Origin of the sequence: Intrasporangium sp., from assembly GCF_030452765.1 — a bacterium.
Taxonomy (GTDB): Bacteria; Actinomycetota; Actinomycetes; order Actinomycetales; family Dermatophilaceae; genus Intrasporangium_A.
Genome location: NZ_JAKDLO010000015.1, coordinates 1 through 17,996, shown reverse-complemented (window position 1 = coordinate 17,996; position 17,996 = coordinate 1). Strand labels below are relative to the sequence as shown.

18 protein-coding genes are annotated in these 17,996 nt (G+C 69.7%); 9 read left to right on the top strand and 9 right to left on the bottom strand.

Going from position 1 to position 17,996, the window contains the following annotated elements; translation table 11 throughout:
- Positions 1-154: 154 nt before the first annotated feature.
- Together L0H79_RS03465 and L0H79_RS03460 are read left to right on the top strand one after the other, a co-directional pair.
- The gene (locus L0H79_RS03465; protein ID WP_301483153.1) at positions 155-349 is read left to right on the top strand and encodes an antitoxin MazE family protein; all 195 of its coding nucleotides are present in this window, start codon (positions 155-157) and stop codon (positions 347-349) included.
- Positions 346-492, top strand: coding sequence for a hypothetical protein (locus L0H79_RS03460; protein WP_301483152.1), 147 nt, complete (start codon positions 346-348; stop codon positions 490-492). The genes L0H79_RS03465 and L0H79_RS03460 overlap by 4 nt, the downstream gene beginning before the upstream one ends.
- A 39-nt stretch (positions 493-531) precedes the next feature.
- Here the strand turns inward: L0H79_RS03460 and L0H79_RS03455 are convergent, their stop codons facing one another.
- Together L0H79_RS03455 and L0H79_RS03450 are read right to left on the bottom strand one after the other, a co-directional pair.
- Entirely contained in the window at positions 532-861 is a 330-nt protein-coding gene (locus tag L0H79_RS03455; protein ID WP_301483151.1) for a type II toxin-antitoxin system PemK/MazF family toxin, read from the bottom strand.
- Positions 862-884: 23 nt separating this feature from the next.
- Positions 885-1,127 (bottom strand): DUF1778 domain-containing protein, encoded by a 243-nt coding sequence (locus L0H79_RS03450; protein ID WP_301483150.1) that lies wholly within the window; start codon positions 1,125-1,127, stop codon positions 885-887.
- Positions 1,128-1,285: 158 nt separating this feature from the next.
- Between L0H79_RS03450 and L0H79_RS03445 the strand changes: the two genes are divergently transcribed.
- From L0H79_RS03445 to L0H79_RS03430, 4 genes are all read left to right on the top strand, one after another.
- The gene (locus L0H79_RS03445) at positions 1,286-1,492 is read left to right on the top strand and encodes a hypothetical protein (RefSeq protein ID WP_301483149.1); all 207 of its coding nucleotides are present in this window, start codon (positions 1,286-1,288) and stop codon (positions 1,490-1,492) included.
- Positions 1,493-1,625: 133 nt separating this feature from the next.
- Positions 1,626-1,892 (top strand): hypothetical protein, encoded by a 267-nt coding sequence (locus tag L0H79_RS03440; RefSeq protein WP_301483148.1) that lies wholly within the window; start codon positions 1,626-1,628, stop codon positions 1,890-1,892.
- A gap of 50 nt (positions 1,893-1,942) precedes the next feature.
- Positions 1,943-2,998 carry a type IV toxin-antitoxin system AbiEi family antitoxin domain-containing protein gene (locus tag L0H79_RS03435; protein WP_301483147.1) on the top strand — a complete coding sequence of 352 codons (1,056 nt, stop codon included), beginning with the start codon at positions 1,943-1,945 and terminating at the stop codon, positions 2,996-2,998.
- Positions 2,991-3,695, top strand: a complete 705-nt coding sequence (locus tag L0H79_RS03430; RefSeq protein ID WP_301483146.1) for a nucleotidyl transferase AbiEii/AbiGii toxin family protein — start codon at positions 2,991-2,993, stop codon at positions 3,693-3,695. Before L0H79_RS03435 ends, L0H79_RS03430 begins: the two co-directional genes overlap by 8 nt.
- On the opposite strand, the gene L0H79_RS03425 is transcribed toward L0H79_RS03430, so the two are convergent.
- The 4 genes from L0H79_RS03425 to L0H79_RS03410 all read right to left on the bottom strand — a co-directional run bounded on the left by L0H79_RS03425 (position 3,601) and on the right by L0H79_RS03410 (position 8,709).
- A complete protein-coding gene (locus L0H79_RS03425; RefSeq protein WP_301483145.1) occupies positions 3,601-4,224 on the bottom strand; it encodes a response regulator transcription factor in 624 nt (207 codons plus the stop codon). The genes L0H79_RS03430 and L0H79_RS03425 overlap by 95 nt on opposite strands.
- Complete coding sequence (locus L0H79_RS03420; RefSeq protein ID WP_301483144.1) at positions 4,221-5,441, bottom strand: sensor histidine kinase; 1,221 nt, start codon at positions 5,439-5,441, stop codon at positions 4,221-4,223. The genes L0H79_RS03425 and L0H79_RS03420 overlap by 4 nt, the downstream gene beginning before the upstream one ends.
- A gap of 149 nt (positions 5,442-5,590) precedes the next feature.
- Positions 5,591-7,573: an MMPL family transporter gene (locus L0H79_RS03415; protein ID WP_367652427.1), complete on the bottom strand. Its 1,983-nt coding sequence runs from the start codon at positions 7,571-7,573 to the stop codon at positions 5,591-5,593.
- A 455-nt stretch (positions 7,574-8,028) separates the two neighbouring features.
- The gene (locus L0H79_RS03410; RefSeq protein ID WP_301483142.1) at positions 8,029-8,709 is read right to left on the bottom strand and encodes an alpha/beta fold hydrolase; all 681 of its coding nucleotides are present in this window, start codon (positions 8,707-8,709) and stop codon (positions 8,029-8,031) included.
- Between the two features lie 251 nt (positions 8,710-8,960).
- On the opposite strand from L0H79_RS03410, the gene L0H79_RS03405 reads away from it, so the two are divergent.
- From L0H79_RS03405 to L0H79_RS03395, 3 genes are all read left to right on the top strand, one after another.
- A complete protein-coding gene (locus L0H79_RS03405) occupies positions 8,961-11,138 on the top strand; it encodes a heavy metal translocating P-type ATPase (RefSeq protein WP_301483171.1) in 2,178 nt (725 codons plus the stop codon).
- 103 nt (positions 11,139-11,241) lie between these two features.
- Positions 11,242-12,396: a semialdehyde dehydrogenase gene (locus tag L0H79_RS03400; RefSeq protein WP_301483141.1), complete on the top strand. Its 1,155-nt coding sequence runs from the start codon at positions 11,242-11,244 to the stop codon at positions 12,394-12,396.
- A gap of 109 nt (positions 12,397-12,505) precedes the next feature.
- On the top strand, positions 12,506-13,426 hold the full coding sequence (locus L0H79_RS03395; RefSeq protein WP_301483140.1) for an ornithine cyclodeaminase family protein: 921 nt from the start codon (positions 12,506-12,508) through the stop codon (positions 13,424-13,426).
- Between the two features lie 307 nt (positions 13,427-13,733).
- On the opposite strand, the gene L0H79_RS03390 is transcribed toward L0H79_RS03395, so the two are convergent.
- From L0H79_RS03390 to L0H79_RS03380, 3 genes are all read right to left on the bottom strand, one after another.
- Positions 13,734-14,390: a TetR/AcrR family transcriptional regulator gene (locus L0H79_RS03390; protein ID WP_301483139.1), complete on the bottom strand. Its 657-nt coding sequence runs from the start codon at positions 14,388-14,390 to the stop codon at positions 13,734-13,736.
- Positions 14,391-14,607: 217 nt separating this feature from the next.
- The gene (locus tag L0H79_RS03385; protein WP_301483138.1) at positions 14,608-16,206 is read right to left on the bottom strand and encodes a class I adenylate-forming enzyme family protein; all 1,599 of its coding nucleotides are present in this window, start codon (positions 16,204-16,206) and stop codon (positions 14,608-14,610) included.
- Positions 16,203-17,810 carry an amidohydrolase gene (locus tag L0H79_RS03380; RefSeq protein ID WP_301483137.1) on the bottom strand — a complete coding sequence of 536 codons (1,608 nt, stop codon included), beginning with the start codon at positions 17,808-17,810 and terminating at the stop codon, positions 16,203-16,205. The genes L0H79_RS03385 and L0H79_RS03380 overlap by 4 nt, the downstream gene beginning before the upstream one ends.
- Positions 17,811-17,996 lie beyond the last annotated feature (186 nt).

The following is a 17,996-nucleotide window of genomic DNA, read 5'->3' as shown; positions in this document are numbered from 1 at the left end:
GTCGTTCTCGGCCACGTGTAGAGGCGATGGTCCAGGCGCGCGCGCCTGGACCATCCCCAGTTGTCGATTCTCAACCCCTCGATGGGCGAAGTGTCTTCGTTACATGTAACGTGTGGATATAAGTGAACGGAACAAGCGTCCGGTCCGCGAGAGGGTGGCTGCGCACCGAGCGCGGCTGCGCCGCCAGGGACTGCGTCCGGTGCAGATCTGGGTCGCCGACGTGCGAGCTCCAGGGTTCGCCGCCGAGGCGCACCGACAATCCGCACTGGCCGCCGCAAGCCCGCACGCAGCAGATGACCAGGCCTTCGTCGATGCCATCTCTTGGTTCCCCGACGAGGACACCGAGTGAGGCGTGGACAACTGTGGACCGCGACCGGGGGCAAGCACTACGCGAGCAAGCCACGTCCCGTGCTGGTCGTCCAAGATGACCGGTTCGATGCCACCATGCTGGCCCTGTCCCGGGCCCTGGTCGTCTTCCTTGGCATCGCCTGACCGTGCCCGTTTATCGATCCGCGATCGGACAGCGACAGGTCAGGTGAGTCCTATGGCGGTCACGATGCGCTGGCGGATGGTGTCCAAATGCTGCGTGGTCACCCGGGATCCGGTGGGTTGCACCCGCCGCATCGACACGCTCGTGACGTGGTGGGCCAGGGCCCAGCAGGTCGCGGTGACGCCGTTGTCCGCACCAGGTTCGATCCGTTCGGCGAACGAGCGGTGGGCAAGGCCCTCGTCGCGGGTCAACGGGACTACCAGCGTGTCGGGGTACTCGTCCGGGAACAGTTCGTGATCCTCGACGACCACTGCGGGGCGCAGTCGACCTGGCTCTTGCGGCAGCGCGTCGCCGCGCCAGTCGACGACCACGATGCTGCCAGCCGGATGTCGGCTCACCGTAGATCGCTCAGCGGCGTGCCGATCTCGTCAAGCTCGTCCTGAGCCCCCGGGTGGGTGGCCAGATGGGCTACCACCCGCTCGCCCTCAACTCGTATCGCTTCCCGCCGCACTCGCCGCGCCTCGGCCTCGGCCAGCTCCCGAACGAACGCGCTGAGTCCCTTTCCCTGCCCGCGTGCGGCCGCCTCCAGGGTCTCCCGGTCCTCGGCATTGAGGCGGATGCTCAACGTCTTAGCCATACACGCTATCGTAACACGCATGCGTAACACGTCGTTGGGACGTGAGTACCACGAGGTTGTGTCACGAAGGTTGAAACGGTTGAAAGGCCATTAGAGCAGTCCACGCCATACTAGATTTAAGAGATTGAAAAGGATTGAAAGGCGAGACGCTTGTGCAGATGAACCCATTCACTCCCACCTTTGGGACCAGCCCGCCGCTGCTGGTGGGTCGCGACGGGGACCTGGAGGACTTCCTGGAAGGCCTGCGTGGTGGGCCGGGCGCACCCGAACGGGCCACCCTGGTGACCGGGCTGCGAGGCACGGGCAAGACGGTCATGCTCAACGCGTACGAGGACCCGTCGCCGGCGCGCAGGGTTGGCTGGTGATCTCAGAAGACCGCGACCCCACACCTGATCGACCGGCTCACCAACGAACACCTTCCTCAGCTTCTGAAAGACATCGACCCGCACCAGGCGTACCCACCGACGAGCGCAGCCTCCGGACCTTCACCGCGCGACGATGACGAGGCGGTACCACCGGAACCTCACCAACCGGATCAACGCTCGGTACGGCGAAGCCCTCGACGGGCTCCAGCGCAAGGCGGTCGACGCCGAGCGGATGCTCGAGCTCGCCGTCGCCCGTAAACCGCTGCCGGTGGACCACCCAACTGCCGCCCTCGCCTTTCGCGTGAAGGACCTCGTCGCACGGCGAGCCCGGCGCACGGCTCCCGTCGATGACCTCCGTCGCACAACTCCGTCGAGCAGCGGACCTGCTCTTGGGCTCTGATGGCTAGCCGTTTGCTTGGAATGTATCTAAGTTAGAGATACACTCCAAGCATGAAGTCGAAGGATGCCCTCCGTGTCCTTGCTGAGGTCACCGCCTATCAGTGGGGCCTGGTGACCTCGGCTCAAGCCAGCATGCACGGCATCACCCGCCTCGACCTCGCCCGACTCGCCACTGACGGCCAGCTGGAACGCGTCGCCCACGGGGTCTACAAGGACGCCGGTGCTCCCGGCGGCCCGCACGACGACCTGAAAGCAGCCTGGCTCAGCACCGATTCGAAGACGATGGGCGAGGCGCGCATCAAGGACGGCGCCAACGGCGTGGTCGTGGCAGGAGAGTCCGCCGCCGACCTGCACGGCATCGGTGACTTCCGCGCCCTACGGCACGAGTTCGTCTCCCCGGGCCGCCGGCAGAGTCAGCGCAGCGCCATCCGCTACCGCCAGCGCATGCTTGACTCCCGCGACGTCACGCTCGTCGATGGCCTGCCGGTCATGACGATGGAGCGCACCATCGCCGATCTCATCGAAGAGGTGGGCGACCTCAACCTCGTCGCTGACGCACTCCGCGACGCCTCTCGCAAACTGGACCTCGACCTCGAGCGGCTCCGGTCACTCCTCGCTCCCCTCGCCCAGCGCAACGGACTCAAGAAGGGTGATGGAGCCGCCCTGCTGGATCGGCTGATGGAGATCGCAGGCATCGACCCGGAGGCTGTCGCGCGTCGCGTCGCCGCCGACGCGTCGCTCGGCTCTCGGGTCGCTGCGAGCTACTTCGTTGGCCTTAGCAAGGAGGACCTCGATCGGCTCGTCATGACTCCCGAGATGCAACAGACCATGCGCTCGATCCAGGAGTCGGTTGCCGCAACAATCCGGAGTTCTATGGCTCCTCAGCTCGCCGACATCAACGCAACTATGGAGCGCGTGAGTGTCGACCTGGTCAAGAACGCAGGTCTCGACGAGGTCGCGCGCCGAATCTCAGCACAGCTCGTCAACAGCGACGTCATGGAGAAGATCAGCCGGGGATGGGCCACTGCCCTGAGCGACAGCATCGCGCTCAAGCCGGAGACGCTTGCCGCCATTCGTGAGACCCAGAAGGCGGTCACGCGTGGCTGAGCCCGAGCCATACTCCACTCCGCGCGGCGTCGAAAACGCGATCAAGGACGCCGCGAGGAGCGCAGCTGCTGCCGATCCGTCACTCGACGTCAACAAGCGGATCCAGCTGGAGTACTTCAACCGCTTCCTGAGCCGCGTGTTCTCCGAGGCCGAGGACTCCGACTGGGTGCTGAAGGGCGGCACGGGCATGCTCGCCCGAGTGCCTTCGACCCGCGCCACTCGGGACATCGACCTGTACCGCCGCGGCTTCACTCTCACCCAAGCCCTCGACGACCTGATCCGTCTGGCAGCGATCGACCTTGGCGACCACTTCCGGTTCCAGTACGTCAGCCACACCCAGTCGATCGGCAACGACACCCAGCCCTACACCGAGGGCTACCAGGTCAGGTTCGAGATCCTTATCGGGCTCAGCACCAAGGGCTCGCTGCAGGTGGACCTCGCCGTCGGCACCGGGATCACCGGAGAGGTCACCACGACCGACCCGGCGAACGCACCGGAGCTGCCGCCTCGACGCGATACCTCTTGTGGCCCGCCTCGGTGCGGTCAGGATGACTCCGGCTGGGTCACATGTTCGTTGCCTGGTCGACAGCTGCGGCATATCGTCACGGCAGGATCCCGGCCTCACGCGCCCGCGCGACGGCGGCCGTGCGGCCCTCGACATCGAGCTTGGCGTAGACGTGCGCGAGGTGGGTCTTGACCGTCGCTTCGCTGAGGAACACCCGGCGGGCGATCTCGCGGTTGGACAGGCCCTCGGCGAGCAGACCGAGGATCTCGCGCTGGCGGGGGCTGAGGTCGGCGCGGCGGGTGCGCATGGCGTCGACGACCCGTTCGGTGAGGCCGGGCGACAGGACGCTCTCACCGCGCGCGGCCTCGACTGCGGCCGACGCGATCTCGTCGGCCGTCGCGTCCTTGAGCAGATAACCGGCCGCGCCCGCCTCGACGGCGCGGACGATGTCGGCGTCGTGGTCGTAGGTCGTCAGGATGACGACCGCCGGGGGATCGGGTGTGGCGCGCAGGGCGCGAGTCACGTCGACACCGTCCGGACCGTGCCCGAGCCGTAGGTCGCACAACACGACATCCGGTCTGGCCCGGTCGACGACGTCGAGGGCCTCGATGCCGGAGCCCGCCTGGCCGACGATCTCGAGGGCCGACTGTCCGGCGAGGAGAGCCTGCAGGCCGGAGCGGACGACAGGGTGGTCGTCGACGATGACGACGCGGACGGTCACGGCTCCTCCTCACCGCTGAGCGCCAAGGGGAGCTGGGCGGACAGCGCCGTCCCCTCGCCGGGCTGCGACTCGACGTGCAGCTCACCGCCGAGCTCGCGCAGGCGCGAGCGCATGGCGCGCAGCCCGTAGCCGCCGGCGGCCGGCGAGGCGGGAGCCCGTGCCGCCGCCCAACCGTCGGCATCGAACCCCGCGCCGTCGTCGACGATGTCGAGGCGCACCGCGTCTCCCGCGTCGGTCAGGGTGATGACGGCGCGCGTTGCACCGGCGTGTTGGCGCACGTTCGCGAGAGCACCTTGGGCGGTGCGCAGCAGGGCCACCTCGGTTGCCGTGGGCAGTGCCGTGAGGTCGCCGTCGACGTGCAGCTGCGCCTGTATGCCGCTCACCTCGGTGAGTGCCTCGAGCTGCCTTCGCAGGGCGGCGGGGAGGCCTTGGCTCTCGAGGTCCTCGGGCGCGAGCGCACCGACGACGCGACGGGCCTCGACGAGGTTGCTCGCAGCGCTCGACTCGATCTGGGCAAGCAGGTCGTGAAGGCGCTGCGGGTCGTCGTGGGGACGCCCGGCACGGGCGAGCAGCAGGATCGACGAGAAGCCCTGGGCGAGCGTGTCGTGGATGTCGCGGGACAGCCGGGTGCGCTCAGCGAGGACACCGGAGTTGCGCTGCTCCGCCGCGAGCTCTTCGTGCATGGCTGCCATCTCCCGCTGGGCATGGACGAGCGACTCGACGAGGCGCTGGCGCTCGATCGCGTCGCGAACCAGCTGTTGCTGGCCGCGAGAGATGGCCAGGGCGACGAGGGCGCCGATCACTGGGCCGATGACGCCGGCGACGCCGAGGACGGCGCTGTCGCGCAGGGGCGAGAGCAGGACCGCGGCGAGGACGACGGCCGCACCGAGCAGAGCCGGGCGCAGCGGCAGGAAGCGACCGATGAGGAGCCACAGCGAGAAGGCGACCCAGACCGCCTCGCTCGTGACGAGCAGCAGGAGCAACCAGACCACGACGAGCCCGGCCAGCCACCAGCGGCTCGGGACCCGTCTGCGGCTCGGGACCCGGCTGCGAAGGAGGCGGTGGCTGGGAGGCAGCCCAGCGACATACCAGAGCAGGAGTGCGAGCGCGCCGGTGGCGAGCAACCACGGGTTGGCCTCGTCGAGGAGGCCACGCACCACACTGACGCCGACGAGGGCGACCAGCACGACGTGCTCGACGATCGTCAGCGTGCGCACGATCGGGGCGACCCGCGCCGGCGCGCCCCGGGGGGGGGCCGGGGGGGCGGGGGCGGGGCGGCGGCGCCGGGCCCCCCCCGCGCGCGCGGGCCCCGGGGGCCCCCCCGGGGGCGCCCCCCCCACGGGCCTCGTCCTCATGCCCACCGACGCTACTCGGCGACGGTGACAGCGAGCTCCCGCGCGGGAGTGTCGTGGCGGCGGGCCGCTGGCCGGGAGGGCCACCAGATGCGGTCACCGAGCAGGGCGAACAGGGCCGGCACGACGACGGTGCGCACCAGCAGCGTGTCGACCAGGACCCCGAGGCCGACGATCAGGCCGAGCTGGCCCAGGGTGACGAGCGGCAGCACGCCCAGGGCGGCGAAGACAGCCGCGAGGACGATGCCCGCGCTCGTGATGACGCCACCGGTGCTGGCGACGGCCCGGACGATACCCTCCCGCGTGCCGTGCTCCGTCGTCTCCGCGCGGGCTCGGTGCACGAGGAAGATCGTGTAGTCGATGCCCAGCGCGACGAGGAACAGGAACGCGAAGAGCGGGACCTGCAGGTCGAGGGCGGGTGCGTCGAAGAGCCGGCGAGCCAGCCAGGACCCGGCGCCGATGGCAGCGAGGGCGCTCGCGAGGTTCGTCACGAGCAGCACGAGCGGTGCGACGACCGAGCGGAGCAGCCCGAACAGCACGAGAGCGGCGATGGCGAGGATGAGGGGCGCGACGACGAGCAGGTCGCGGTGGTTGCCGTCCCGGGCATCGAGGTCGACGGCGGGCTGGCCGCCGACGACCGCATGGGCGTCTGGGACCGCATGGGCCGCAGCTCGGACGTCACGGACGAGGTCGGAAGCGGCATCCGTGCCCGGGGCGGGGTCGCCCGTGACGACGAGCCTCGCCAGTGGGTCTGGTCCGCTGGTCGTCCCGCCGGGGTGGACCGAATCGACACCGTTCGCCTGCTCGACGGCGGCCTGGACCTCGTCGATCCGATCGGCCGCGGCGATGACGGTGATGGGGGCTGCTGCGCCCGCGGGGAAGTGCTCGGCGAGGACCTCGAGGCCGGCGGCGGACTCGGACGGGACGCGGAAGCGGTCTGCCTGGGTCAGGCCGACGCTCGTGCCCAGGAGCCCAGCGGCCATGGCGCCGAGCAACACGGTCGAGGCGAGCAGGACGGCCGCAGGTCGTCGGGTGACGGCTCGGGCAATGCGTCCCCAGGTGTTGTGGGCCGGATGCGGGGCGGTCTGCGGCTTGGGCACGAAGGGCCAGAAGACGCGGCGGCCGGCGAGCGAGAGCCCGGCGGGCAGCAGCGTGAGGACGGCTACGGCAGCGATGAGCAGGCCGGCAGCGCCCGCGATGCCGAGGCCTCGGGTGCCGGGGATGACGGCGAGGACCAGGGTGAGCAGGGCGAGCACGACGGTGAGGTTGCTCGCGACGACTGCGGGCACGGTCGCCCGCCATGCGTGGGCGAGGGCCTCGCGGTAGTCCTGAGTGTGGTGCAGCCGCTCCCGGTAGCGGGAGATGAGCAGCAGGGCGTAGTTCGTGCCCGCGCCGAAGACGAGAACGCTGACGACTCCGGCGTCGAACTGCAGGTCGAAGGCCTGACCGAGGGCCTGGGTCACGACTGCGGCGACCTGGTCCGCGAGCCCGACGACGGCGAGGGGCACGAGGAACAGGACGGGCGAGCGGTAGGTCAGGATGAGCAGGAGTGCGACGATGCCGATCGTCACGAGCAGCAGAGTGACGTTGGCGCCGTCGAACGCCGATGCGATGTCAGCCCCGAAGGCGACGCCGCCGGTGACCTGGAGCGTCAGCCCCGGTGGGGTGTGGGCGGCGATGGTGTCACGTAGGTGGTCGACTGTGGTGGCGTTGGCGGTGTTGTCCTCAGCGACCCGGACCGGCACCTGGATGACTGCGGCTCGCTGGTCAGTGGATGTGTTGGGTGGCGACGGGCGGTGGCCCGAGACCATCTCGAGCTGCGGCGCCAGGTCCTGCAGCTGGGCCAGGTCCTGGTCGGTCAGGGCATGCCCATCCGGGCGGGATGCGACGACGAGAACCGGTTGCAGGTCGCTGTCCGGGAACTGCTCGGCGAGCCGAGCCGCCTGGGTCGACTCCGACGAGGCAGGCGCGGCGTCGCTGCGGGCTGACGCATTCATGCCTTGAAGGCCGCCGATGACCCCCAAGGCGAGGAGGATCCCGATGATGAGGGTCAGCCAGGCGCCACGCCTCCTTGTGAGAGCGCGCGCTACGCCTGACGAATCGTGTTGGTGGAGCTGGGTGGTCATGGGTTGGTGTGCCTTCTTCTCGTCGCGACTGGCACCGTCCGGGTGCCGTGTCTCACGTTAGGAAGACGTGGTGTCCCTTCCCACCGCCGGACATCATCCGTTCGGATGACTCCTGCCCGGCCACCAGGATGGCCGGGTGCCCTGGCTCCGGTGTCCTCGGACCCGGTGGCGGGACTGGGTCGACATCAGGGACCAGTCGCTCTGGTGTGACAGGGCCGAGATGCGCGGTGTTGCACTCTCGATCCGGAGTGGCGCACTGTCGATAAGAAGTGCTGCACGCTCGATCAGGAGTAGTGCACTCTCGATGAGAAGTGCTGCACTCTCGATCAGGAGGTGGCGGCGGCGGCGAGGAGGCGGGCGAGCTCAGCCGGCTTGGTGAACATCGGCCAGTGGCCCGAGTCGATGTCGACGTACTCGAGGTGCTGGGCCTCCGCCAGCTCCGGCAGCTCGCCGGCCTCCAGCCACTCCTTCGCCTGCTCCGGCGAGAACTCCGGGCACACGAGGACGACGGGGACGGCATATCGACGGTCGTCGGTGTAGTGGACGATCCCCTTCGCGACTCCTTCGGGGACAGCGATCGCGTTGGCTGCCACGGCTGCCTTCATCGCATCGTCGAGGTCGGCCGAGTCCGGGCCTTCGAACGGCTCCCAGCCCGGAAAGGACATGGCGCCGTCGGTGGTCGGGAAGAAGTCCGCGTAGGCTTCCCCCTCCGCGGACGGGAACCCGCCGATGAGGGCCAGTCCTCGCACCCGGTCGGGCCGACGGTCCGCGGCGAGCCAGGCGAGCGTGGCGGCGGCCGAGTGGCCGACCACCAGCGCGTTCTCGGCTGCGTCGACGGCAGCCAAGACCGCCGCGACCTGGTCGTCCAGGGTGGCGGTGCCGCTGCCGTCCCCCTGGCCGGGAAGGGCCACGGGTATGCCGCTGTGCCCGAGCTTCTCCAGCTCGGGCACCACTGCGTCCCATGCGGAGGAGTCCAGCCAGAGGCCGGCGATCAGGATGACGTCCATTGGTTCAGCTCTCCTTCGTGTGGGGCTGGGCGCTCTGGAGCCCGGATGGGTCGCACTCAGCGGACTGCGGCCGAGATGGCTCGACCACGAGACGACGTTAAGGGGTAGTGGGGACATTCCTGCTTCATCTTCATCACCTGCCTCTTCAGTCCGTGCTTCGGGCTACCAAGCCGGGTCGGGGGGATTAGGTCACGCTTGAGTATTGACTTAATACCATAGGGGGGTATCGTGTCTACGTGAAGGGAGTCGCCATGCAGGAGAACCAGCTCCGGATCGTCACCCAGGGCGCGAACCAAGCCGGAGGTCAGCACGACCACGCCACCCGGGCATCGACCCACGAGCACAGCGGGGGCGATGACCTACCCGGTACCCAGACACCACACGGCGCGCACGCCCAGACCGGGCACACCGGTCAGGATTCACACGGTGGTCACTCGGGGCACGGCGGGCACTCCGGGCACGGCGACCACGTCGCGATGTTCCGGCGGCTGTTCTGGATCATGCTCGCCTTTTCGGTGCCGACCGTGCTGCTCAGCGAGATGTTCGCCGACCTGGTCGGCTACTCCCTCCCCCACGTGCCCGGCCTGCACTGGGTGCCGGCGGTGCTCGGGACGGTCATGTACGTGTGGGGCGGGCAGCCGTTCCTCACCGGCGCGGTGAGCGAGATCCGCGGACGCCGACCCGGGATGATGCTGCTGATCGGGATGGCCATCACCGTCGCCTTCGTCTCCTCCTGGGGCGCGACCCTCGGCCTGCTCTCGCACGGGCTCGACTTCTGGTGGGAGCTGGCGCTGCTCATCGTGATCATGCTGCTCGGGCACTGGCTCGAGATGCGCTCACTCGCCCGTACCTCCTCCGCGCTCGACTCGCTCGCCGCCCTGCTGCCGGACGAGGCGGAACGCCTCGACGGCGACAGCATCACGATCGTGTCCCCCGCCGAGCTGCGGGTGGGCGACATCGTCATCGTCCGGCCCGGCGGACGGGTGCCGGCCGACGGTGAGGTCGCCGACGGCGGCGCAGACATCGACGAGTCGATGATCACCGGGGAGTCGCGGCCGGTGCGCCGCGAGATCGGCGACCACGTCGTGGCCGGCACCGTCGCGACCGACAACGCCCTGCGGGTGCGCGTCGATGCAGTCGGGGACGACACGGCCCTGGCCGGCATCCAGCGCCTCGTCACCGAGGCACAGTCCTCGACCACCCGCGCGCAGCTGCTCGCGGACCGTGCCGCCGGGTGGCTCTTCTGGTTCGCCCTCGGGGCAGCCGTCGTCACGATCGTCGTATGGAGCCTCGCCGGGACTCCCGACAGCGCCCTGATGCGTGCCATCACCGTCCTCGTCATCGCCTGCCCCCACGCTCTCGGGCTCGCGATCCCGCTCGTCGTGTCGATCTCGACCGAGCGGGCCGCCAGGGGCGGGGTCCTCGTCAAGGATCGCGGGGCCCTCGAGCAGATGCGTCAGGTCGACACCGTGCTGTTCGACAAGACCGGCACGCTCACCAAGGGTGAGCCCGTCGTCCACGACGTCCTGTCGACCGGGCTGGCCGACGACGAGCTGGTCGCCCTCGCAGCCGCGGCGGAGAGCGACAGCGAGCACCCGCTGGCCCGGGCGATCGTCGCGAGCGCGCAACAGCGCGGTCTGCACCTCCCGGCCGCGACCGACTTCCGCGCCTCGACCGCGGTGGGGGTGACGGCACGGGTCGACGGGCACACGGTGAGCGTCGGCGGGCCGAACCTACTTGCCGAGCACGACGCCTCGCCCCTGGAGGCGACCTCGCGGTGGTCCGACGAGGGTGCGATCGTCCTGCACGTCGTCGTCGACGGGCAGGTCGCCGGAGCCCTCGCCCTGACCGACGAGGTACGGCAGGAGTCCCGTCAGGCCGTCGACGCGCTGCACGCGCTCGGAGTCCACGTCGTCATGATCACCGGCGACGCAGAGCCGGTCGCCCGCTCCGTGGCGGCCGAGCTCGGGATCGACCAGGTCTTCGCCGGAGTCCGCCCTGAGCACAAGAGCAGCAAGGTCTCCGAGCTGCAGCGGGAGGGCCGCAGGGTGGCCATGGTCGGCGACGGCGTCAACGACGCCCCCGCCCTCGCCCAGGCCGACGTCGGCATTGCGATCGGCGCCGGCACCGACGTCGCGATCGCCTCCGCCGGAGTCATCCTCGCCTCCGACGACCCGCGCTCGGTCCTGTCCGTCATCGAGCTGTCACGCGCCGGGTACCGGAAGATGAAGCAGAACCTGTGGTGGGCGGCGGGCTACAACATCCTCGCCGTGCCGCTCGCCGCGGGGGTGCTCGCGCCTGTCGGGTTCGTCCTGCCGATGGAGGTCGGGGCCCTGCTCATGTCGGTGTCGACCATCGTCGTGGCGGCCAACGCCCAACTGCTCCGACGTCTCGACCTCTCACCCGAGGCGAGCGTCGGGGCTCGGTGAGCGACATACCCCTTTCGGGCGGTATCACACGAGGCCCCGGGCTACTCTGCAAGACAGTGGGTACCGCCGGGGGGCGGCACCCCTGAGCGTGGGGGGTAGGGAGATGGAGCGGGGTCAGGGGTTCGCGTTCCTCGTCCACCCGCGAGCGCGGCTCGCGGAGGATCTGGGGCGCGTGTGGTCTCCTTTGGACAGGGTGCCGGAGCGGTTCTATCATTCGACGCTGCGGCGGCTGGCGCTGCCGCCGATTCCGACGGCCACCATCGAGGTCGGTGGTGAGCAGGTCGGCCACGTCATCCTCGTCCCGATGGGTGCGCGGCGCCTGCTGGAGCATCCGTTGGTGGGTCGCGAGCGAGTCGCGTGGGCCGTCGACCGGGCGGCCACGCTCGGAGTCGGCACCGTCGGGCTCGGCGGGCTGACCGCGACGGTCACGGACGGCGGACGGTGGTTGTGCGGCCGGGCGAGCATCGGGGTGACCAACGGGAATGCCTTCACCGCGGCGACGCTCGACGCGCAGGTGCGGCGGTTGCTCGGCGAGGCCGTGCATCCCGACGCGGACCACCACGTCGGGATCGTCGGCGCGACGGGAGGCGTTGGTACGGCGCTGGTTCGGCTCCTTACCAGCGACGCCGCGGTCGACCGGTTGACGCTGGTGGACAGGTCGACGCGGGGGCTCGCCTCACTCGCGGGTGAGGTCAGCAGCTGCGCGTGGACACGCATCAGCGATGACGTCTCGGCGGTTGCCGACGCCGACCTCGTCGTGCTCCTGACGGTTTCAGCGGGAACGGTCCTGCGGCCCGAGCACCTGGCGCCAGGTGCCGTCGTGCTCGACGCGACTCAGCCCCGCTACACCTCGCTCGGTCTGCGGGAGCAGCGGCCCGACGTGCTGGTCGTCGACGGTGGGATCGTCGAGATCCCGTCGCTGCGGCTGCACGGCGGGAGCATCGGTCTGCCGGACGGTCGGGCCCACGCGTCCTTCGCGGAGGCCGCACTGCTGGCGTTGAGCGGGCATCGCGGGGACTTCTCGATCGGCACGCCGGTCCTCGAGCTCGTCGAGCAGACAAGGGAGCTCGCGCACAGCTTCAGCGGGCTCGGCTTCCAGCCGGCCGAGCCGACCTCGTTCGGTGAGCCGCTCGTGCTGCCTCATGCCACGGCGTCGCCCACCGGTGCGCACGCGACCGCTCGGTCCCAGACCACCCAGCGGCGTGCACGCTTCGACCGGGTCACCGCGGCGCTCGGGGGCCTTCGAGCGACTGCGTGACCCGCGGCGCAGGGCGCAGGGTGGTCGGGTCAGTGACCGCGCAGGGGAGTCCGTTTGATTCGCATGATCTCGCGGCAGAGGTGTCGACGAGAACTGGCATGATCCGGTCATGGTTGAGGTCCTCACTGATGCCGACGTGCGACGGTTGTTGACTCGCGATGCCGCGGTCGAGTGGATGCGCGAAGCGATGGTCGCCGAGCATCGCGGCGAACTGCAGTCGCCTCCCCGGGTTCACGCCGACCTCGGTGGTAGCCGTCTGGTCTTCACCACCGGAGCGCTGCGCCGCGCGTGGTTCGGCTACCGGTCCTACGACACGTTCGAGACCGCCGAACCCGGTGAGCAGGTCGTCGTGGTCCACGATGCCAACACGGGCCGGGTGCGCGGGATCGCGATCGGTAACGAGCTGGGGCCACGACGGGTTGGGGCCATCGGCGGTGTCGCCGCAGACGTCTTGGCTCGGCCCGAGGCAAGCAGTCTTGCGCTGGTCGGAACCGGCACGCAGGCTTGGGAACAGTTGTGCGCCATCAGCGTCGTGAGAGACCTTGCTCACGTCCGGGTGTACAGCCGAGGGGCTGACGGCAGGACCGCGTTCGCTGGACGCGTACGATCCGAGCTCGGGCTCAACGCGATGGCCACCGCAGACGCCCAGGAGGCCGTCGACCATGCAGACATCGTGGTGCTCGCCACGAGCAGTCCCACACCTGTGATCGACCCGGCGTGGGTGGCGCCGGGCGCCTTCATCACCACGTTGGGCCCCAAGCAGGTCGGGCGTGCGGAGTTCGGCCCCGACCTGGTGGCAGTCTGTGACCTGGCGTTCACGGACTCGGTGGCTCAGATCTCCGCCTATGACCCGCCGAATGTCCTCGTAGGCACCGGAAAGGAGCACCTGCTGACCTCCCTTGGTGCCGTCCTCGCGGGGCATTCCGCGGGGCGGACCAGCGCGGACCAGCGCGTGCTGTTCTGCTCCGTCGGCCTCGCCGGCACTGAGGTCTTCCTACTCGATCGGCTCCTCACACTGCTGCCCACGTGACGGTCCCGGCAATCCCCAGCCGCCCCGTTCTCCGATCGGGATTCGCAGCCAGGAGCCCAGGCAAAGGTCATGGCCCGTCACGCGATGGCCGTACCAAGGAGATCTGATCGTGCCCCCTGATCGACGTAGCGTTCATGATGCAGCACCCAAGGGTTCCGGATGGAGGGCATCCTGCAGATGGGAGGCAAACCGACCAGTGCCAGCGGCAAGGGGATCCGGCGATCGTGCCCCGCTGGCTGCGGGGCCGACTGCGACTGCCTTGCTCGAGTTGCCGGGCGCGATCGCCGGTCTGGGGGGCTCGCCCGACTCACTTCTGCGTTTCAGACGGGGGAAGGTAGCTGCCGAGATAGGCAATGATCATGCGCTTGAGCTCGCGGATCGCGGCACGGTCATACGGCGTTTTCGCGAAGGCTTCATCGATGACTGCAGTCACGGTGAGGGTGTAGGTGTGCGAGATGGCGCGGGCCTTTGCCTGCGTCAGCTTCGGGGCGATGCGGCGCAGCCCTGCGACCTTGGCTTCGGTCGCGCGTTGCGTCGACCACGTGTCGAGATCCCGTAGTTCTGGCATCGCCGTCAGGGCCCGACGCACCGCGAGTGAGCCTGGTTCGACGAGGCGGAACCGGATCATACCATCGATCGACTTGCTGAACCACTGCTCCCAGGTTGGGCCACCACTCACTCCGAGCTGGGCCGCGTACTCCTCCACCCAACTGGCACGCTCGTCCTCGAAGCGGCGAGCGAGGAACGCCAGGATGCTCTCCTTGTTCGTGAAGTAGGCGTAGACGGTCGCGATGTTCACCCCGGCGACCTCGGCGATCCGGTTCGTGTTCATCCCCGGCAATCCGTCGGCCATGAGCACTTCGAGGCCCGCTTGCAGGATCCGCTCGAACGTCGCCTTGGCCCTGGTCTGAACAGGCTCCCTGACCACCCCGTCCGGGACCGAGATGTCTACGGAGGCGTTCATTCTCTCCCTCCTTCCTCGTCCGAGTCAGTGACCACCGGTCCGATGACTTGGTCGAGGCTCACTGACGTATCAGCCTCTGGTGCAGGCCCTCAGCATATGGCCGACTAACGACCTTCGCTGGCTGTTGGCTGTGGCATGGCGCCGCGAGTTTCCTCGGCGGCGGAAGCCGGTGATCAGTGACGGCGCCGACGTGGGATAACGCATCCTTCCCGTACGCCTACGACTGTGCGGGTCCTGTCGCCATCGTCCGTAGGCACATCTTGTCAACCTTGCCGACCGGCAGCAGCGGCAGGGCATCCACGATCCGGAACTGCTTGGGGACCTTGTAGTTCGCGAGCCGCTGGCGGCACCACGTGTCGAGTTCCTCGGGTGTGACCGTGTGGCCGGGCGCCGTCTCGCAGAAGGCCGTTCCGACTTCACCGAAGGTCTCGTGTGCCACGGGAACGACTGCTGCGATGGAGACGCCCGGGTGTGATTCGAGGGCGAGCTCGATCTCGCGTGGGTAGACGTTGTAGCCGCCGGACTTGTACATCTCCTTTCGTCGCCCGACCAGCCGCAGGGCACCGCCGGGTCGCCGGACCGCGACGTCGCCGGTGCGGAAGAAGCCGTCCTTGGTGTAGGCCGCCCGAGTCGCCTCGGGGTTGCCGAAGTAGCCGAGGAACAGGCCGGGGTGCTTGACCGCTACCTCGCCCTCCTCCCCCGGGCTGACGGGAGCGTCATCGCCGGCGATGAGCCGCATCTCGATCTCGTCGATCGGGTGGCCGACGGTTCTCGAGAGCTCTTCGTCGGTGGCGTCAGGGCGGCTGTAGCTGACCGACCCGCTGATCTCGGTCATCCCGTAGGTCGTGCCCAGCCGGGCCCCGGTCGCCCGGAGCGCCTCGATCGTGTCAACCGGCAGCGGACCACCACCCCAGGCCACGAACTGCAGGCCGGCCAGGTCGGCCGTGCCCCAGCGGGGATGCTCGGTCAAGAGCTTGAGCATCGTGGGTATCTGCATCAGGGTGTTGGCGCCTTGCTGCTCGATGGCGTCGAGGATGGCGGGCGGGCTGAACCGCGGTTGGAAGAGCAGGGCGCCGCCTTGCACGAGCGGGGTGCAGCAGAGGTCTCCGACGCCGCCGATGTGGTTGATCGGCAGGTTGACGATTGCTCGCATCGCCGTGACGTCGTTGTGTCGCGCCTGGATCCGGAAGCTGGCACACAGCCCGCGGTGCCCGAGGACTGCGCCCTTGGGCTTACCCGTGCTGCCTGACGTGTAGACGATCAGGGCTGCGGTGTCCGGTTCCGGCATCTCGATCGGCGGCCGGCCGGATGCGGGGGGTGCCGTCTCGAGGAACGCGTCCCACCCGTTGGTGCCGTCGGTGTCGAGCATGACCGGCGCCGCGGCGCCGGCGTGCTCGGCCAGCCGGTCGAGGATCGGGGTGAGGTCGCGGTCGCCGCTGTGCGGGATGCCCAGGAGCAGGCTCGGGCGGCTGTCGCCGACGACGTGCAGCAGCTCCTCGAGCTGGTACTTCGGGTTGAGTCCGAGCCAGGTAGCGCCGGCGCGGAAGGTGCCGAGCAGGCAGATCCAGTATTCGGCGCGTGGGTCGGTAAGCATCGCAACCCGGTGGCCAGGCCCGATTCCTCGCTCTCGGAGCGCGGCGGCGAACGTGGCGACCTGGGCGGCCAGCTCGCGGTAGGTCGTCGCCCGTCCTTGGTCGATGTACGCCTCGGCGTCGGGGGTCTGCCGGGCCCAGTGGTCCACGTATTCCGGGAGCGTCTCGAGGACCGGGACCAGGTGGGCGTCGGCGGGTGCGTCTCTGGCAGGTGTGGGGGTCATCGGGCCCACCGGCCGTCGCGGTCGTGGACGAGCTGGCCTGCGACGTAGGTGGCCAGCACCTCGATCTCGCGGATGCTCTCGGGTGCCACCTCGGTCGGGTCGGCGTCGAGCACGACGAGGTCGGCGTGCTGCCCCTCCGCGAGTGTCCCGAGTCGGTCCTCGGCGAAGGTGGCGTAGGCGGACCCGTGCGAGTAGGCGCGCAGCGCCTCGGTGGGGGTGAGCGCCTCTTCCAGGCCGAACGGGCGCCCGCTGTCGGTGCGCCGGTTGACCATGTCGTGGATTCCGAGCATAGGGATGCCTTCCGTGCAGGGCCTGTCCGAGCTGCCGGGCAGGACCAGGCCGGCGGCGAGGAACGTGCGGGATCGATAGGTGTTGGCCAGCTGGGCCGGGTCGAGCAGGTCGAGCAGGCCGTCGCCGACGACGCCGACGAAGCGTCCTTGGGGGTCGGGGATGACGCCGAGCCGGGCCATCCGCGCCACAGCCTGGTCCGTGGCGATCGAGGCGTGCTCGATCCGGTGCCGGGGGTCATGGCGCGGGTAGCGCCGCGCGCTTTCCTCGAGGCAGTCGAGCACGAAGTCGACGGCCGCATCACCTTGGGCGTGGATGGCCAGCTGCCAGCCCGAACGGTGCGCGTCGATGATCCGGCGCCGCAGCCACTCGTGGTCGTAGTACGGCTGCTCCGGCCCGCCGTGCATTCCGGCCGTGCCGGCCAGCACCGACCCGTCGGTGAAGAACTTGACCGGGCCGATCCGCAGCCGGTCGTCGCCGAACCCGGTGTGCACGCCCAGGCCGAGCCCGAAGAGGGTTTCGCCCCTGGACTGGTGCAGGTCGTGCAGGCCCTTCGCGCTGGGCATCAACGTGGTGCGGACCCGCAGCCGACCACGCTCGCGGGCGACCTGGTACGCGCCCATCTCGGCGCCGCCATACCCGACGAGCCCGGCCCCCACCCCGGCCTCCTGGGCGCTGGTGATGCCGACGCGCAGGTACTGGTCGTGGGCGCGGCCGATCGCGGCGACGACGTCGTCGAGGAGGTACGGGCGGGCCTGTTCGAGGACACACGCGTGCGCGTCCTCTTCGAGCAGGCCGGTCGGCTGGCCCTGCTCGTCGGTCTGCAGGGGCCTGCGAGCCGACAGGTGGGTGAAGTCGAGCAGTCGCAGGATGACGGAGTTGACCACGGACGCGTGACCCGAGCTGGCCACGAGCCAGACTGGATGCCGGGTGGTGATCCGGTCCAGGTCCGGCAACCGGGGCGAGCGGCCGCCGAGGCGGAGGGGGTGCCATCCTCGCCCGATGATCCAGCCGCCCTCCGGCTGGGTCGCCGCCGCGGCTGCCACGGCGGCGTACACGTCATCGAGGTCACGGATCTTCGGGTCGTCCAGCGGCAGCTCGCGGAGCGACAGCCCATACCAGGTCGTGTGGCAGTGCGCATCGTGGAATCCGGGCACGACCGTCCGCCCGCGGAGGTCGACCCGCCGGTCCGGGTCGACGAGGGCGCTGTCCACCTCGAGGGCGACGACCCTGCCCTGTGCGAGCCCGAGCGAGGCGGCGCGACGACCGGTGGCGTCGCCGACGATGACGTTGGCGTTGTGCAGAATCGTATCCATCGTCAGGGCCTGCTCCTGTCGGTGCGTGGCGGCAAGGACGCCGCTGGGGTGCGCCTCACTTCGAGGCGGGCTGTGCGTCGTCGACCGCCTGCTGCCCGGTGCTCGCCGGTTGGACCGACCCGTCCAGGATCCCTTCGGCGTAGTGGCAGGCGACCGTGCGCCCGGGCAGGACCTCGCGCAGGGTGG

What these genes read in the sequence shown, in the direction of transcription:
- L0H79_RS03395 (WP_301483140.1), top strand. Translation starts at nt 12,506, where the DNA reads ATGGTTGAGGTCCTCACTGATGCCGACGTGCGACGGTTGTTGACTCGC.
- L0H79_RS03435 (WP_301483147.1), top strand. Translation starts at nt 1,943, where the DNA reads ATGAAGTCGAAGGATGCCCTCCGTGTCCTTGCTGAGGTCACCGCCTAT.
- L0H79_RS03450 (WP_301483150.1), bottom strand. Translation starts at nt 1,127, where the DNA reads ATGGCTAAGACGTTGAGCATCCGCCTCAATGCCGAGGACCGGGAGACC.
- L0H79_RS03440 (WP_301483148.1), top strand. Translation starts at nt 1,626, where the DNA reads ATGACGAGGCGGTACCACCGGAACCTCACCAACCGGATCAACGCTCGG.
- L0H79_RS03415 (WP_367652427.1), bottom strand. Translation starts at nt 7,573, where the DNA reads ATGAATGCGTCAGCCCGCAGCGACGCCGCGCCTGCCTCGTCGGAGTCG.
- L0H79_RS03380 (WP_301483137.1), bottom strand. Translation starts at nt 17,810, where the DNA reads ATGGATACGATTCTGCACAACGCCAACGTCATCGTCGGCGACGCCACC.
- L0H79_RS03405 (WP_301483171.1), top strand. Translation starts at nt 8,961, where the DNA reads ATGCAGGAGAACCAGCTCCGGATCGTCACCCAGGGCGCGAACCAAGCC.
- L0H79_RS03410 (WP_301483142.1), bottom strand. Translation starts at nt 8,709, where the DNA reads ATGGACGTCATCCTGATCGCCGGCCTCTGGCTGGACTCCTCCGCATGG.
- L0H79_RS03445 (WP_301483149.1), top strand. Translation starts at nt 1,286, where the DNA reads ATGAACCCATTCACTCCCACCTTTGGGACCAGCCCGCCGCTGCTGGTG.
- L0H79_RS03390 (WP_301483139.1), bottom strand. Translation starts at nt 14,390, where the DNA reads ATGAACGCCTCCGTAGACATCTCGGTCCCGGACGGGGTGGTCAGGGAG.
- L0H79_RS03400 (WP_301483141.1), top strand. Translation starts at nt 11,242, where the DNA reads ATGGAGCGGGGTCAGGGGTTCGCGTTCCTCGTCCACCCGCGAGCGCGG.
- L0H79_RS03385 (WP_301483138.1), bottom strand. Translation starts at nt 16,206, where the DNA reads ATGACCCCCACACCTGCCAGAGACGCACCCGCCGACGCCCACCTGGTC.